Genomic DNA, 16,471 nt, shown 5'->3' on the forward strand with positions numbered 1-16,471 from the left:
TACTCTTAGTTTGCCTTAGATTGAACGATGAAGCTAAACTTGTGGTAACCTGACGTGGCAGCCACTTGCATAACTTTATCCAACGTTTCATAAGGTAGTTCCTCATGTAATACGATGTTCACTCTCTCTAAGTTTTCTTCTTTTTTGGCCAATAGCTCTTTACCTAGAATATTCGAAGTGTCTCCACCTTTTATTTGAGCAATTTCTCTTTTGCTATCTTCTGATAATTTCGCTAGCTTTGAGCTTAAAATACCTCTCCAATTTCCTTCAGAGACGATATTTGTGGCCATCTCGTTGTTAATAAAAACATTGTTCTTCTTATCGACTTGTAAAATAAGAGTTTTCACACCAAGTTCTTTTGAATTTGATCTTGCAAGACTTAGATCCTTTACAAGATCAAGCTTTAAATCACTTGGATTATAATTTTTAAGTAGGAATACTAGTAATATAACAAGAATATCTAAGAGTGATGTAATATCAATCTCTGCTTCGGCCATTTTCTTGTTAAATTTCTTTTTACTCTTTCTCATAATTATTGCCTCAATTAATTTGATTCAAAAATGACATTTTCAAAGAGCTCTTTGGCCATACCATTTTCAGCAATAATCCATTTGCTATGATCTACAACCTTGATAATCTGAGCATATTTAACGGTTTTTGCCGGTTTAATTATGATCGTTTTCTCATCAGGGTGTTTCTCTTTAATTTTTCCTAACGTCTGTCCTAGTTCTTCCAGTGATTTATCGTCTTCAGCAATTTTGATTGTTTTAACCACTTTTTCGTCTAAACCTGTAATGACATCGATATTATTCTTAGTCACTTTAAGTGTTAAATTCAATGGTGGCTTATCATCTTTCTTTTCAGACACATCTTTCACTAATGGTCTGTCTGTTCTGATTTCATGGATTTCAACGAACTGGGCAGACATAAGAAGGAAGAAAATGAAAATGAATACCGCATCAAGGATGGGAATCAAGTTCAATTTTTCGGCCTTCTTCATTTGTCTTTTCATATTTACCCCGCCCAAAAACTCTTAAGATGCTTTTTTCTGAGTACCAAGAAGATCTACGATCTTGATTGAATACTGTTCCATATCATTAAGAATCTTTTCACCCTTACTAGTTAAAAAAGAGTGAATAACAAGGATACTAATCGCTGAAATAAGACCAAGTGCTGTTGTATTCATGGCCTTCGAAATCCCTAGTGCAAGTAGTTTTGCTTTCATTGACGGATCTGCACCAGCAACCGCAGCAAATGATTCGATTAGACCTTGAATCGTACCTAGAAGACCTATTAGGGTTGATACGTTTGCCGCTAAAGATAAATAGTTCATTCTTTTTTCTACTTTTGGGGCCATTTCCATAATTGTGGCATCGATAGCATCACGAATTTGGTCTTTATCCTGGTTTGCTCTTTTAAGTCCTGATCTAAGAACTTGTGGTAGTAGGGCATTAGAGTTTGAACATACTTGAATGGCCTCTTTCACGTTATTACTTAGAACATTTTTCTTAATTAATCCCATTAACTTATTTCCATCTAGATCATATGAAATAAGGCTTTTTAGTCTTTCTACTGCTACAGCAATACCTAATGCCCATACTACAAAAATGATCCACATGAATATTCCACCCTCATCCATAAAAAGGGCAAGGGATTGTAAGAATGATTTATCTGTTGCGACTTGTGCAATTTCGTTTTCCATACTTCTTCTCCTTCTATCTTAGATAGTAAACATCCCTGTCTTGTTCATCTTTATATGTTGTTCTTAAATAAAGCTTTCTCGAAAATCTCACTCTTTCTCTTTCTTGCACTGAGAGATCTCCCGGTGCTAGAAGATTTCCTTTAATTTCTAAGTTTCCTAAGTCAATCTCATCATATTTTTTATATTTAATGATGACGTTGTCTTTAGCTTCAACGAGGGCAATTTTAAAAGTGACGAATAAAATTGCTGCAATTAGTGCGTATTTCATTTTTTACCTTCTTACTCTTGTGACTTTTTGTAACTTACAGTTAGATTCAAGTCCAAATGAGTAGTCTCCAAGTTCGTCTGCCCAAAATGACCCTTGGAATGTCCAGAAATGTTGTAATTCATTTCTTTTTATATTCTTCTCACTACCTCTTGTTCTTTCTTTTGCTAATGATTGCCCCTTATAAAGAAGATCTTTTTTGTTACTTATAACTTCAAGTGATACGTTAAAGAGCTCATAGCTAAATCTGTGTACTTCATTTATAAAATCAAACATTTCTTTTTTGATGAAGTGGTTGATTTTTCTTCTCTTCCAGTTGATTACGGCCGACATTCTTTCATCTAATTCTTTTGAAAAGGCATCTTGCTTTAGTTTTTTGATAGCCATTTCTTCAAGAATTGATCTTTTTAAGTTAATAAGATCAAGTGAATAACGAATTCTTTTACGTACTTGAGTCACAAGGTTTCTAATGTACGGATTCATTTCTTCTTTTTCTTTTAGTTCACCGAGTGTTAATTTTAAAAAGTAAGTATCCGAATTTTTATTTGCAGCTAATATCTTTTTAAGTTCATTGGTTTGTTCGCGGTAGTATGAATCATATTTATCCACAACAACACCAGCATCATCATAAAGACACATTTTTAAATAACTCAAGGCGCTCAAATATTCTGCTTCTGGAAAGAAGTAGCTTGATAGGAGAGGGGCCTTGTAAGTTACGAGAAGTCCTAAAACTCTGTTGTAGTCTTCTAGGTAAAAATGAGACCAGGCCATTTCCATAAGTGTGTATGGCCATGTGTAGGATGTCTTTGGGATCTCATGGTAAAGTGAGATCGCCTTTTGGTAACTTTTTTCTTGAAAGTAATTTCTAGCACGATTGATCAAACATTTTTCTGCGATAATTGTGTAGTATCTTTCTAGCTTTTCTTTTTTATTATCTTTTGCAAGATCTTTAGCAAGGATTTCACATCTTTCTAGAGATTTATTACCTTCAGTCATATTGTTCATTGCACTTTGAGCAATTCCTCTTGTTAAAATTGCCTCAGGTGCAAATTTATGATTTTCAGGAAATGGAGCGAGTAAATGAACCACTTCTTTAAATCTATTGGCCTTAAATAGTCTTTCTGAAGCAACGAATTTAAGGGCCCAACTTTGTTGTGCCATTAATCTCTCTGCTTTAACTGAATCGAATACTTCATGTCCTGTTTTAATAACAAGTGTATCTACCCATTCAGTTAATTCTTCTGGAATATTATTTCCAGCTTCAATGTACTCTCTCAAAAAAGTTGCACTTGCTAAGTAATACTTAGATTGAAAGAGCTCTTTGAATATTTTCAAATTCTTTTCAACTGATTGATCTTGGATATAAATCATTTTTGCTTTGTTGTACGAAGCAAATGATTGTGAACCCATGATGAAAAGAAATGTTAACAATACTTTCACACTTTCCGCCTTAATTAGAATGAGAAACCAATTGAAAATACGATATCTGATTGATTACGCCACTTCTGTGTTGCTTCACGACCATTGACGATAGGTCCTTTTGCTCTATAGAAGTCTTTTGAGTAATCAATGTTGATATGTAATCCCTTTTTTAAGTGAAATCTCACTCCTGTTTTTGCTGATGGACCTACATAATTTTCTTTTTTAAATTCTGAAGGTCTATTTGGATCAGCAACTGTTTCAGCATTACTTTCAGTGTTGATTAGTGATAAACCACCTGAGAAATGCCAATCAAAGTAGAAAATTTTATTAAAAGTATTAATCTTCCCGTAGAAAGGTGACCATGTTACATACAAAGAAGTTGTAGATAATGGTTTTCTTATAAACGGTTCAGTTTGGTTAATTTGTCTAATATTTTTTACAGCATCATTGTCACTGTTTGAGTACAACTTATAATCGATTTCTAGGGCCCATTCTTCATTTAGAAAGTGCCCAATCTTCGCTTGCCCACCAATAGTATCTTGATATTCATTAGATAAATGAGAGAGGAACCCCAACTCCATGTAAGTGGTTCCTCTCTTAGGATATGCCTTATTTTGTAAGACATATACCGACTTGTCGGGGTCGAGCCAAAGAAACTTATACAGGTCTTTTTCTTCAGCTCTGGCCTCGCCAATAACCATGGCATTTATTATGGTGAGAAGAAGGAAGGTCGATAAAAGCTTGCTCATGGTTAGTTGTCCTTTAATACTTTATACTCAATCTCAATATTCGATCCTGGAGCTGGTACATATCCTTCAAGGAAAGACACGGCACCACTTTGCGCATCAAGTTCATAACCTGATGTAACTAGTTCTCCATTTACTTTTACTTTAATGTCTTGTGTTGCAGGAACACGTGCTAGTGCAAATTTCGAAAGAAGGTCTACGATTTTCCCACCCATGTCTCCAAGGATAGTGTAGAAGTCATCTTCGATATCTGCTGACATACCACCTGTTTTTTCAGAGGCCTCAACGTAGCGTAGACCTAGAGATTCATTACTTCTGTTTTTCTCTTTAGTTACGATACTGTAAATTTTTACTTTACCTTCATCCTTTTTAAGACTTCTATAGAATGACAGGTATTCATCTACTGACTTAGAAGATTGGTCTTCTTCATCACTTAAGTAAACGATTACAAGGTATGCATCATCTCTCAAGAATTTTTTATTTGAAGGAAGCTCATACTTTTTGAAAAATGATTCTGAAGTATGTAGACCTTTTTCGTATCCACTTCCTTTAATTCCAACATTTACACATCTTTCGAAGTCACGTAAGAATTTAGTTTCATCTTTTTTAGCTGATTGTGAGTCTAGTAATTTATCATTACAAACCCATTTCCCGTTTTGACGAGAAGTCGCATCTGTAGTTGTGATTCCCATTTGGAAATCAACATCTTTTTGGATGAAATCGCTAATAAAAGAGTTGAAATTACGTCCCAGACTCGCTTGTTCATCTGCCATAGAACCTGAATCATCGATAACCCATAAGATATCAACTTTGTTTTGTTCTTCTACATTTTGAACGAATCTGTCTGTAAGCGTTTTGTACTCAACAGTTGGTGTTGTTGGGTTTTCTTCGCCTTCATCTGGATCAGTTTCAGAACCACCATCAGTACCACCATTGCTGCCTCCATCGTCACCATTAGAGCCATTGTCTCCAATCGATCCGTTGCCACCGTTAGAACCACTGTCACCAATTGAACCACCGTCGCCGTTAGTACCACCGTTGCCGTTTGTACTACCATCGCCGTTTGTTCCACCGTCACCGTTAGAACTACCGTCGCCATTAGAGCCACCATCACCATTTGAACTACCATCGCCGTTAGTCCCACCGCTACCGTTTGTACTACCGTCTCCGTTAGTTCCACCATCTCCGTTGATACTACCGTCACCGTTAGTACCACCGTTATCAATTGTGCCATTGTCTCCAGTTGAACCATTAGTTTCCGGCACATCAATGTTTCCATTGTCTGTTGGAAGATTTACTGATGGTTTTTCAACAGCAGCACCATTTAAAATTTCTTTTTCATAAAACTCTTGTTGATTACAAGAAGCTAATACAAAAGTGGCACATAGGCCTAAGACAAGAGAGTTTACTTTATTGCCGTTCATGAGGATCTTCCTCTTTACGCGGCTTGGTGAAATTTAATTCACACTTTCCGGCAACTCTCAGATTTTGTGAACGACGGACGTACAATTACCACTTACGGACAACAACAAAATCAGAGCAGTTTGAAATCCTTTTCTACTTCAAGGCAAGATTAGCAAATCTGTAATTTAAGTAAACGAATTGGCAAAATTGTTTTTTAAAAATCTCTAACAATCTTTTTATTTTTCGCTAGTTAAATACCCTAAAATGTCAGGTAATTGTGAATTTGTTTAGAGAGGGGGTGTTTTTAATTTCCGCCCAAATGCAGTGGCACAGCTTTGTAACTGCCTAATATGAGCAATGAAATTTCCTATGAAAGATGCTCTTTCAGGATGTTTTTGACAGTTCTTAAGTATTCAGGGTCTAGGCGATGATTATTTTCGATGATGTAACTTTGGCCTTTAGTACCTCTGGAAACGAGTTCTTCCATACGTTTAATGGCCTTTTCAAAATCGACAATGGTATCTAAACTTCCATTTATCGTATAAATCTCAAAATTCAGTTTTTTCTCAAGAAGCTCTACACGTGATGAGGACGCCACGCAGATTATCGCTTTGGTCTGTGCTAATTTGTTAGCAACAAATGGACTAAGGTATCCACCTTGTGAGTAGCCAACAATAATGACTTCGCTATTTTTTGGTATGTATTTTTCAACGCCATCAACAACGGCCTTCGCAGCTGTTTCGTATTCAATAAAGAATTGATCTTTTTTTACATCATAGAAAAACCAAGAGTAGCCCTCTAGGAATTCACCTTTTGATCGAACGGGAGAAGGAAAGGGAGCATTGGGAGAAATGATTAAATCGTCTTCATGGGCAATTGATTTGAAAAAATCCAACATGAATTTTCCAGTTAAAGAAAAACCATGCAACAGGAGATAGACTCTCTTTGGATTCTTTTCATTCCCATGAAGTTGTATTTTCATAGGGATTTCCATTGTTATTTTTTGATCAATTTCTCTACTCATATAACAAATAGTGCAGAGGCAATCCAAGTTGCTATTGCTGTGAAAATAGGAATTGTTAAATTATCATCTAGCTTGATAGGTAGCATCTCAAAAACGGTCACACAAAATGATACAGCAAAGGCCACAAATAATACTGTGATAGGGCCATTGTTGAACTCTTCGCTATAGACGGCACAAATAATTATAAAACATGAAATGAAAAAGGCGGCAGAACCTTCAAGAGACTTGTGGGGGACTATTTTTGTTCGCCCATACTTAATTCCCACAATTGCTGATAAAGGATCAGAGATGGCCAAGGTGTAAATCGCAATTAGTGATACGGCCTTAGGAAAAGTAAGGATTGTAAGAAGCATACCCATAACAAAGGGAACGCTGGCAGATTCTTTTAGTTGTTCTTCTGCTCTTAAAAAGTAGTGAGTTACTTTTGCAAATTGACCACTATATTCTGGGTAATTCAATCGAACTTGTTCAAAGATATAAAGTAAAGAGGCGCAGATACCTAGAATATAAACGGCCTGATTATGTGTCAGAAAAAGGGCATATATTGTCCCACACGATACACCCATCGTAAGGTGAAACATGCGTCTTGGCAGATGGAGGTCGCTTCTTGTGGCAACTACTTTTTTTCCTTCATCCATTTTAATTTCCTATGAGTTTAGGGTCTTTTTTCATTTTATCAATATGGAGTAATAAGTCTTTATAGTAAAGGATTCCGAGAAACTTTTTCGTCGCATTATGAATAACAGGTAAGCGAGAGGCCTTCTCATTTTCAAAGGCCTGAAGGGCCTCATTGAAGGTTGTATTATCGTTCAATGCGAAAGTTTCCTTTACAAGTGTTTCGGCCAAAATAAAACTTGTGTTTTCTTCATTCAAATAGCTTTTTAAAACATCAATACTAATGAGCCCTATAAAGCGTTGGTCATCATCGACGACTGGATAGAAGTTATAGTTTTGATCGACGTATTTCTTTACTGTTTGGAGAGGAGCATTTTTTTTGATGGCCACGACATCTGTGGCCACAAGAGATTTTATGGTATTGAATGTTTCTTCTTTTTGCGCCTGTGTAATCAAACCCGTGTTTGTAAGAAGATTTTTAATGAGTCCACGTACTGAAATACTTGTTTTAAGAGTTTGTTTATTGTCTCCTGTATTTTCTGGAATAGCTTCTTTTGCCTCAAACAGTGATTTCCTTAATAGAAGGGGACCAATGATTTCAAAAACAAAGATTGATGTCATAATTATGAGAACAATTGAATTTGCCGTTTTCTCTTCTCTTGGCGCCAGTGCTGTTACAATGGCAATGGCCGCCCCTGCATGGGAGAGTACACTTGTTCCAACATATTTTCCTATATTCAATTCTTTCAAGGCTATTTTATTACTTAATCTTGCTGAAATTTGTACTGCAAGTACTCTTGCAATAATGTAGCTGACTCCAATGATTCCCATCTGCGGGATTTGTTCTTGTAAATGAATATGGGCACCAGCAATTACGAAAAAAAGCGCATAAATGGATAGTCCCATATTTTGGAAAGAAGCATGTATCTTTTGGCCAACATTACTTGTGTTTACGAGAGTGAATCCAAGAGTTAAAGAAATCAGTAGGGGGTCAAATTTTAGAAAATGCGCCAAGCTTTGACCAAAGACAATGGCAGTCACAATTACAAAAAAGATATCACCAAAGTTGTTTTCTTTTCTTTCCCAATAGCTAATAGCAATTCCCATGATTACACCAGAAATTAGTGACCCAAAGATACTCCAAACAACAGATATAAATTGCAACCAAAGATCATTCCCAGTACTTGCCCAAAGGCCCGAAGCTTCAAGTATAAATGTGAGGACCTTTGCTCCAATGATGGCCATGAAGGTTCCAATGGCCAGGTAGGACATAATAATCTCTGTTACAGGCCCTTTGGCATTAAATTCTTTCATCACTAACAGTGTTGTCGGAGGTGCTGCTTCAATTGAGATGACTGAGAGAAATACGCCTATAATAAGTCTATCAACAAGCGCCAAGCTTGGAACGAATGAACTTAATAAAAAGAAGAAGATAAAGACAAAGAAGAAAACAAGGTGGGCCATAAGCACTGTATAGGTCAGTCTATGGCGATCTATTTTTGCAACTAAATCTTTATTAAATGCTCCACCAATATTGAATAAAATCATCCCCAGTGCGGCCTCTGAGAAGATATTCAACGAGGAGACCATTTCTTCTTTTATAAGATTGAGACCAGTTGGGCCTAAGAGTAGGCCAATAAGTATGAAAACAGATACTTTTGGAATATGAAATTGCTTTGCAAAATTTCTACCGACGAGACACAGAAAAAGTGCCACACCTAATGCTGGAACAATTAAGTCAAGTTGCCTGGGAGTTACTGTCATGTTTTCACCTTGGTTGCCATTATTTTACCAAAAATGCCCTGTGAGTCATCTTTTTTATACTCATTTCATGTGAAGTTCATTAGACTTAACTTGATCAATACATTGGGGAATTCATGAAAAAGAAAATCTTTTTTTACTTACTCATTCTTGTCGTTATTTTCGTGGGACTAGGATACGGCGTTCTTCATTATCCTATCTCTAGTGGAATGCGCTCAGGTAAGATTGTCGAGCTTAAGAGAAAAGGTTATCTATTCAAAACTTACGAAGGGATCCTTGATCTTGGTAGTGGTGAAAATTTGACTTGGGAATTTTCAATTCATGATGATGAGCTAGGAAATCAGGTTGAATCCATGTCTGGAAAATATGTCTCAGTAGAGTATAGAGAGATTTTATTCAAATTCTTTTATAATACTAAATTCGATATTCTTAGTGCAAAGATTGTTAACCCCGTAGGTGATGATAATCAGGGCCTATGTCGTTTGGTAAGTATCATTAGTCAAAATGGGTCCGTTGTGCGTTTTTTGCGACCACTTATCGAAAAAGAAGATCCTGAGCTTTTGCGCTTAATGCGCGATTGCCCGAAGTAATTATTCAAAATTGGCGTTTTTTGTTGGCGTGAATTCTTTAAGTACTTAAAGATTCGTTTTAATTTTTTCTTATTTCTTTGAATTTGATCCTACTCTTCAGATAGAGATAATAGGCAAGGATCTAAAAGGGGAAGAATATAAGAGGGTTGTCTATGACAAAAAAACCAGTTAATGTTTTTTTAAGTTTTTACACTAAGAATCTTCATCGTTATTTATCAAAACTACCTGCTTTTAGTCTTTTTGACATAGAAGCATTTAATCTACTCGAAAAATTCTCTGCACGTGATTGCGAACTTTGGGTTCATACAAATATAGAATTTCTCTCTGGCCTCGAATGTCTGGCCGTTGCCATTTCGCTAGGACGAAAAAATGACTTTTCTCAGATTGAAAATACTAAAAAAATTTCTAAGTATTTTTACAATTGTATTGTTCAAAATGAACATAAAAAAGATAAGCAAGATCAGATCTACTTGGCCTATTTAGGCCTTTCTATTTGCCATTTTGAAAGCTCTCTTGAGTCGGGAGATATTTCAAAACAAAGAAAAGAATTAAAAATTGCAGAACATTATTTACACGAAGCTTCTTTATATTTTGATGCAAAAGAAATTACGGATTTATACCACACACTTTATCAAGCGGCCCTAGGAGAGGTTGAGAAGGCCATATGGCACATAAGCCGTGCATCAAAAGTTACGAGTGCTCCACGTGCTTATTATGAAGTTTTAGAATTTGCCTATAATAAATTGAAAATGAAAAATGTCGCTCTTTTCTATCGCAATAGAATTGAGCGCCTCGTGGCCTAAATCATAGGAAAATAAATAAAGATGCAAAAAGAGCAATAAGTACAAGAACAATAAGTTCGAATGTATAACTCTTTTTTTGATCGCTAGTTTTAAATGATCCATGAGTTCTGAAATGTGGATCATTGATATTATCTATTAGGTATTGAATATCACGATACGGCGTAATTCCATGGAAACTATAGAGAATCTCTCTGTCCTCACAAATATGAATCGTTGGAACTGCCCTGATTCCAAAGTGAGAAGCAAGCTCTGGTTCTTCATCGGTATCAACTTCAAAAACCATGAAATGAGGATTTTCAGTTCTGACTTTGTCGAGAACTGGCGCCATTGTATTACATGGTCCACATGTTGTTGAACCAAATTTTATGGCAAAGGGTTTTCGTTGGGAGCTTATTTGAGCATCAAAATTTTCTAGAGTTAATTTAGTATCCATATTACGCGTGACTTCTCTTTTTTCTTACAATTCTCATGTATAAATCAATATTCTTATTAAAGATAAAGTCAAAAAGAACTTTTGTCCATGATGTATGATAGTAGAGGTCGTTGTAGTACTCAGGTGCAATAGCACGAACCTTTGGTAAGTAGACCCATGGTATTTTTAAGAAATCATGGTGTTCATTATGGTAGCCAATATTAAAGCTAAGTTTATTTAAAGGTCCATAGTAGCTGTAGGTCTCTTGTCCTTCTTTGTATGTGTAGTGTTCTTGTATCCATCTTGCACCAACAGGATGAAGACCAACACTGAAGAAGGTCGAAATTAGAATGTAATAAAGCGCCATGGGTCCAATCATTAGATAAATCAGAATATTAAAAGCAATGACGATGACAATATTTAAAAACACCCAGCCATCAAAAAGTTTCGTGTTTTTAAGTTTCATAGGCCTTACTGCCTCAATGAACATAAAAAGGAGATACCAAATAACTTTACGCCACCAAATATTTTTAACGAGCTTGGCCTCAAAATGAAAAGCAAGATCGGCATCATAATCAAGTTCATTTAAATTGGAATGATGAACAAGATGGAATGTTCTAAAACCAATAGCACTTGGAAATCCTTGTGCTAAATTGCATACGATACCAATGACTTTATTTGCGGTATTTCCCTTGAAAATTGCATTGTGACAGGCCTCGTGAATCATGACAAAAAGAGCGTGGTTTGCAATAGCGCCAACAATAAATGCGAAACTAAGCATGACCCAAATACTTTTATCATTAACATAATAAGCAATGGTAATCTGCCCTAAGGTGATAAGAATGATATAAAGAGCAGAAAGAGGGTATGGCCGAATGAGGTCCCTAATATGCGGGTACTTTTTTAATATGGCCTTTGAACGAATGCCATGGGGGTTACTTTCTGTTGTGTAAGTAAAGTCATGTCTCATGTTATCTCCAACATGAAAATCATAACTTGTTATTTGCTCTTTGTCATTGTTCTGAAATTAACGCAAAGAGTGATTGTAAGTAGGGATCGCCCTCACTATCAATTTCATTATCATGAAGTCCTGAATAGAACTTTACTTGCTCTGGGTCCATTCTAAGGCGCGCATACTTATAAACTTCAGTGATTTTTTGCGACAATTCTTCATCGGCAGCAAGTATTGTATCAAAGACTCTTAAGGTAAAATTAATATCTTTTAACTGCTCATTTAGATCGAGAGAACTATTGAACACACGAAGTTCAAGTGTGCCAATTTCTTCTTTATAGCGAATAATACTTTTTGGGAAAAAGACTTTTAAATCTGTTTCGCTTACAAGATTTTTCGATTGATAATTTTCTAAATTATCAATTGGCGCCACCATACTCATCGCATCGATTTGCATTCTAGATGGTTTCATTTTAAAGGCACTCTTCACTGTTTGTGAGTTGAGATAGAAGAATTTCATCACTGTTTTTAATTGGCCTATTGTTAAATTCGGAACACCATAGTGCAGATGAATACCGCCGAGCTCATCTTCTGTTTTTAAAATATTAGCGTGTTTCAATTGCTGTAGTGTAGAGGTATACAAAAGAACATCTTCTTCACTTGTCATGACGGGGGAAGTGATCTCAATGCCTTTTCCAGACTTCGTGTTATTTAGTGAGACATCATCTAAAACAGTTAAACTTCTTTCCCTATTATTTTGAGTGAAGACTACTTTGTAAGCTGATTCTTCTTCTGTATCTTTAACAACAATGGCATCTAAACCTGAGTTTCTATAAAGGTCTTTGATGATGATTGCGATATCGAAATTTGATAGTCCTTCGCTAACCGTACCCTCAAACTCCATTCCAAGAGTTTGGCCTGGTTTAAATGTGAGAACTTTGGTCATTTGTTCAGTTTCTTTGAAGACCTTACTAATAAGGGTAAAGCACTCATTGGCAAATGTGAGCGAATTAAACGAGAGCGCGAGAATGAAGAGCAGGGATTTAATTATTTTCATTTCAGGCAATTTTATTAGATTTCTTAAGAGAGCGCCCCTTGGCGTGAAATAAATACGTGGACCGTCTAGTCATTGTGCAGTGCTAAGTGATTGAAATTCTGGATGAAAATCCACAGGAAAATGATGCAGATCATGTCATTTTTAATATTTACGGCCTATAATCACAATGTATTTAACACCAGTGAGGTTTTTATGAGTTTTAAAAAGGTTATGATTGCAGTGGATTTTGATAAAAAGGCCCTGCCGCTTCTATCTAAAATAAGCAAACTTTCTCTTCCAACAGATACTGAAATTCATTTAGTTCATGTTGTTGAAATGAGTTTGGCCGAGCACTTTGTACCTTCTCTTCGTCCTTCAGCTGATGAGATTTCACAAATTGAAAAAAATGTACAAGATGAGTTAGCTAAACTTCAAAAAGATATCGGATTGGGTGATTTCAAAAACGTTAAGCTTAAATGTATGATCTCTCCAAATGCAAAGCAAGATTTCCTACAGTACTCTGAGGATAAGGGTGTTGAATTGATTGTTGCTGCTGCTAAAGAAAGAGAAGGTCTTAAGGGTGTATTCGAAGGATCATTTACTAGTTTTTTGAATAAATTTTCGGCCGCAAATCTTCTGACTTTGAGATAATAAAAAAATGGCCACTTTATAGTGGCCTTTTTTTTACCAAAATTTCCAAGTTAGAAAAAATAGTAGTGCAGGAAAGATGATGATTACAGTTACTAATAATGCATCAAACATAAAACCATCGAGATCACGTTCTTCTTTTTTCTTTTCACTCATGTTCAATCCTAATGGCAACTATGCACTTGATAGAGGGCATAGACACGATATGAAATAGTCATAAGTCCTATGCAAATTAATAAAATGGCGCCAGCTTTTGGCATTTTCTGTAGCATTGGAGAAATTAATTTTTTAAATAGGGTTGGTGCTACGCCCATGGCCGGCAATGTACCTAACCAGAAAAAGAACATCATCAAAACACTCAGAAGAGGGTTTTGAAGGGCACTCAAGCTAATCACCACACCATATAAAAGACCACAAGGTAGCATGATTGAAAGAAGACCCACTGTGAATGATTTGGCAGAATATTGATCTTTGAAAACAACCATGGCCTTTTTCCATAAACTTCTGTGAGTTGATTCTACAAAATTCGGCAATTTGACATGGGCCGATTTTCCTCTAAGGGATTGTAGTCCAAAGAAAATCAGAATAGTTCCAATCATCAAGGCCGGAACAATAGATAAGGCCCCTGTGCTTAAGCGCAGTCGTAAAAACTCACCAATGAATCCGCCAAGTAGAGCAAGAAGAGAATAACCCCCAAGGCGTCCTAACTGATAAGTGAAAACACTTTTTTTAGTTGGGGCACATGCTGTGACTAGGCCACCACACATACCCACACAGTGAACGGAGCCCCCAAGCCCTGCAAGTAGGGCAACCCATGGGAGAAGATAGATCGATGTTGTAGCAATGCTATTTGAGAGGTCCTGCAAGCTTAACCTCCTTTTCAAGTACTACATTATTTGAATTAGTATCAAAAAATTCAATGATTATTGATTTAGAACCATTTGTTAAAACAGAAGGTTCAAATTTGAAGAAGACATTCGTTTTAAAATACGCCTTATCCACAGTTACAGGATTTCTTGGCATAACGATAGTGATCTTATCTTCAAGTGACTTGTCTTTAAATCTTAAGCTGATGTTGTAATTTGTTAACGATTCATTTTCCATGTTAACTTTGTAGTGGTTAACGACTTCAATAGAACCATCACTTTTTACAGCTTCACTAAAAGTTGTGTTAGACCCACGCACTAGTGTTGCTCTAAATTCTTGCGAAAGTTTTAGAGAGAAGATGAATGTAACGAAAATACCAATCATTGCTGCTAAGTAAATGAGGTTGCGTGGACGCAAGTATTTTGTTGGTTTTCCCTCAAGGTTTGATTGAGTGTCGTAGCGGATAAGTCCGCGTGGGCTACCAACGTGATCCATTATTTCATCACAAGCATCAATACAATTTGTACAAGCAATACATTCAAGTTGAACACCACGTCTAATGTCAATTCCTGTTGGACAGGCCTTAACACATGCATAACAATTAATACAGGCCCCGTGCTCGTCTTTTTTCATACCTGGCTGACGACGAGGTTCACCACGTTTTTCATCATAAATAATGGCCTTAGAGTGTTCATCCATCATAACTGATTGGATTCTGCCATAAGGACAAGCAATGATACAAAATTGTTCTCTAAACCATCCAAAATCAAGAAGGAATAGGAGAGTGATTAGACACATGAAAATAAAGAGTGTCATATGTTCAGTAGGAGGACCCATTGTGATCCAAAATAATTTTCTGGCCCCTACAAAATATCCTAAGAATGAGTGTGTAATATGAAGGGAAACAATTAGGAAAAGAACCCATTTAATAGATTTTTTCCAGAGTTTTTCAAATGACATTGGAGCTGCAGACAACTTTTGTCTTTGTCTGGCATTCCCTTCGATGAAGCTCTCAATTTTTCTGTAAATAGTATCGATGAATACAGTTTGCGGGCAGGCCCAACCACACCATACTCGACCCCAGATACTAGTGATAAATCCAATTGTGAAAACAAAGCCCAAGAAGACAAAGATAAGTAGTGGGGCATTGTGGGCAAGGAATGTATTTCCAAAGAAAGTGAATTCTCTTCCTGGTATATCGAGGAGAATTGATTGTTTCCCCCCGATATTAATCCATGGCAGTACCATATAGAGGAAGATTAAAAACCAGTAAAAAACAGTTCTGCGATTTCTCCATACACCTTTTACATCTTCAGGGTGTATATAAACCCTCTCTCCGTGTTCTCCAGTCGTTGCAAGTCTGGATTCGTGTAGTTCAAATTTATTACTGGCCATTTTTAATCTTCCCTTTTTTTTGGCTTTAACTTCTACTCGTGTTCTATATTTTCACCTTGTGGTTCTTTGGCCTTAGGAGGAGTAGACCCCTTAAGTGAAATAACATATGCCATGGCAGCGTACATATCTTCTTTCGAAAGAACCTCTCCCCAGGCAGGCATACCATTTTCTTCAACACCTTTGTTGATTACTGGGTAAATCTCTTCTGGAGTTCTGTCTTTAGCATTGATCCAGAATTTATCTGTTAAGTTTGGACCAATATCACCACCTCCGCCTTCAGCGTGGCATGATAGACAGTTTTCTTCATAAACTGTTGCACCTAGCTTCACACCATCATTGTTTGATAGCCAAGTCTTGTAGTCTTCCACATCAAAAACTCCAAGAAGTTTGGCCTGTTCAGCTTTAATGACACTTAGTTTATCCATATCTTTTACATAAGTTGCTCTTAATCCATCTCCACCAGCAATGTGGTAGTACATGAAATAAGGAATACTAAAAACGATTGAGATGATCCAAATACCAACCCACCAGCTTGGTAGGGGGTGGTTTAGTTCATGGATACCATCGTAATCGTGGTCAAGAACCAGATGTTTTTCATCTTCAAGAAGATGAAGATCTTTTTTGCTGTCACTCATAAAACTATGCTCCCTTGCTACTTACTTTTTCAGTTTTTCCATCTTCTAAAGGTAAAGCCTGGGCCTCGGAGTAAATCTCAGAGCTTCCTTTTCTAAGAGTCCAGAAGAGGGCGCCTAAAAAGACGCCAAAGAAAAGAAAGAGTCCAAGTGTTGGCCAGATGGCCCCGATATTTCCCATTATTTCCTTAAACATA

General features: G+C 36.5%; 20 protein-coding genes. 3 read left to right on the plus strand and 17 right to left on the minus strand.

Annotation, left to right across the window (positions count from 1 at the left end):
- Positions 1–5: 5 nt before the first annotated feature.
- The 10 genes from M899_RS16390 to M899_RS16435 form a co-directional block, all read right to left on the minus strand.
- Positions 6–530, minus strand: coding sequence for a biopolymer transporter ExbD (locus M899_RS16390; protein ID WP_021272640.1), 525 nt, complete (start codon positions 528–530; stop codon positions 6–8).
- A gap of 14 nt (positions 531–544) precedes the next feature.
- A complete protein-coding gene (locus M899_RS16395; protein ID WP_021272629.1) occupies positions 545–1,012 on the minus strand; it encodes an ExbD/TolR family protein in 468 nt (155 codons plus the stop codon).
- A 21-nt stretch (positions 1,013–1,033) separates the two neighbouring features.
- Entirely contained in the window at positions 1,034–1,702 is a 669-nt protein-coding gene (locus M899_RS16400; protein WP_021272625.1) for a MotA/TolQ/ExbB proton channel family protein, read from the minus strand.
- Positions 1,703–1,715: 13 nt separating this feature from the next.
- Positions 1,716–1,970 (minus strand): hypothetical protein, encoded by a 255-nt coding sequence (locus M899_RS16405; protein ID WP_021272591.1) that lies wholly within the window; start codon positions 1,968–1,970, stop codon positions 1,716–1,718.
- 3 nt (positions 1,971–1,973) lie between these two features.
- Positions 1,974–3,407 (minus strand): hypothetical protein, encoded by a 1,434-nt coding sequence (locus M899_RS16410; protein WP_021272606.1) that lies wholly within the window; start codon positions 3,405–3,407, stop codon positions 1,974–1,976.
- Between the two features lie 14 nt (positions 3,408–3,421).
- Positions 3,422–4,138, minus strand: coding sequence for an outer membrane beta-barrel domain-containing protein (locus tag M899_RS16415; RefSeq protein WP_021272634.1), 717 nt, complete (start codon positions 4,136–4,138; stop codon positions 3,422–3,424).
- Positions 4,139–4,140: 2 nt separating this feature from the next.
- Positions 4,141–5,559: a vWA domain-containing protein gene (locus M899_RS18115; protein ID WP_021272607.1), complete on the minus strand. Its 1,419-nt coding sequence runs from the start codon at positions 5,557–5,559 to the stop codon at positions 4,141–4,143.
- 347 nt (positions 5,560–5,906) lie between these two features.
- Positions 5,907–6,521: an alpha/beta hydrolase gene (locus M899_RS16425; protein ID WP_021272644.1), complete on the minus strand. Its 615-nt coding sequence runs from the start codon at positions 6,519–6,521 to the stop codon at positions 5,907–5,909.
- A 38-nt stretch (positions 6,522–6,559) separates the two neighbouring features.
- Positions 6,560–7,201, minus strand: coding sequence for a diacylglycerol/polyprenol kinase family protein (locus M899_RS16430; protein ID WP_021272600.1), 642 nt, complete (start codon positions 7,199–7,201; stop codon positions 6,560–6,562).
- A 1-nt stretch (position 7,202) separates the two neighbouring features.
- Complete coding sequence (locus tag M899_RS16435; RefSeq protein ID WP_021272589.1) at positions 7,203–8,942, minus strand: cation:proton antiporter domain-containing protein; 1,740 nt, start codon at positions 8,940–8,942, stop codon at positions 7,203–7,205.
- A gap of 113 nt (positions 8,943–9,055) precedes the next feature.
- Here M899_RS16435 and M899_RS16440 point away from each other — a divergent pair, with 113 nt between their 5' ends.
- Together M899_RS16440 and M899_RS16445 are read left to right on the plus strand one after the other, a co-directional pair.
- Positions 9,056–9,529, plus strand: a complete 474-nt coding sequence (locus M899_RS16440) for a hypothetical protein (RefSeq protein ID WP_021272628.1) — start codon at positions 9,056–9,058, stop codon at positions 9,527–9,529.
- Positions 9,530–9,681: 152 nt separating this feature from the next.
- The gene (locus M899_RS16445; protein WP_021272618.1) at positions 9,682–10,332 is read left to right on the plus strand and encodes a hypothetical protein; all 651 of its coding nucleotides are present in this window, start codon (positions 9,682–9,684) and stop codon (positions 10,330–10,332) included.
- A 1-nt stretch (position 10,333) separates the two neighbouring features.
- On the opposite strand, the gene M899_RS16450 is transcribed toward M899_RS16445, so the two are convergent.
- Genes M899_RS16450 through M899_RS16460 form a run of 3 tightly spaced genes read right to left on the minus strand, consistent with a single transcriptional unit; the run spans position 10,334 to position 12,753 of the window.
- A complete protein-coding gene (locus M899_RS16450) occupies positions 10,334–10,765 on the minus strand; it encodes a thioredoxin family protein (RefSeq protein ID WP_021272602.1) in 432 nt (143 codons plus the stop codon).
- A 1-nt stretch (position 10,766) separates the two neighbouring features.
- Positions 10,767–11,714: a fatty acid desaturase gene (locus tag M899_RS16455; protein ID WP_021272595.1), complete on the minus strand. Its 948-nt coding sequence runs from the start codon at positions 11,712–11,714 to the stop codon at positions 10,767–10,769.
- Positions 11,715–11,757: 43 nt separating this feature from the next.
- Complete coding sequence (locus M899_RS16460) at positions 11,758–12,753, minus strand: amidoligase family protein (RefSeq protein WP_034730088.1); 996 nt, start codon at positions 12,751–12,753, stop codon at positions 11,758–11,760.
- A gap of 192 nt (positions 12,754–12,945) precedes the next feature.
- Here M899_RS16460 and M899_RS16465 point away from each other — a divergent pair, with 192 nt between their 5' ends.
- Positions 12,946–13,383 (plus strand): universal stress protein, encoded by a 438-nt coding sequence (locus M899_RS16465; protein WP_196801786.1) that lies wholly within the window; start codon positions 12,946–12,948, stop codon positions 13,381–13,383.
- Between the two features lie 161 nt (positions 13,384–13,544).
- Here M899_RS16465 and M899_RS16470 read toward each other — a convergent pair whose 3' ends face one another.
- From M899_RS16470 to M899_RS16485, 4 genes are read right to left on the minus strand one after another with little or no spacing between them, the layout of a single operon-like run.
- Complete coding sequence (locus M899_RS16470; protein WP_021272614.1) at positions 13,545–14,246, minus strand: sulfite exporter TauE/SafE family protein; 702 nt, start codon at positions 14,244–14,246, stop codon at positions 13,545–13,547.
- Entirely contained in the window at positions 14,227–15,642 is a 1,416-nt protein-coding gene (gene ccoG / locus M899_RS16475; protein WP_021272610.1) for a cytochrome c oxidase accessory protein CcoG, read from the minus strand. The genes M899_RS16470 and ccoG overlap by 20 nt, the downstream gene beginning before the upstream one ends.
- Before the next feature lie 32 nt (positions 15,643–15,674).
- Positions 15,675–16,277 (minus strand): c-type cytochrome, encoded by a 603-nt coding sequence (locus M899_RS16480; protein ID WP_021272630.1) that lies wholly within the window; start codon positions 16,275–16,277, stop codon positions 15,675–15,677.
- 4 nt (positions 16,278–16,281) lie between these two features.
- On the minus strand, positions 16,282–16,470 hold the full coding sequence (locus M899_RS16485) for a cbb3-type cytochrome oxidase subunit 3 (RefSeq protein ID WP_021272631.1): 189 nt from the start codon (positions 16,468–16,470) through the stop codon (positions 16,282–16,284).
- Position 16,471: the final 1 nt, after the last annotated feature.

Origin of the sequence: Bacteriovorax sp. BSW11_IV (assembly GCF_000447755.1) — a bacterium.
Lineage (GTDB): Bacteria > Bdellovibrionota > Bacteriovoracia > Bacteriovoracales > Bacteriovoracaceae > BSW11-IV.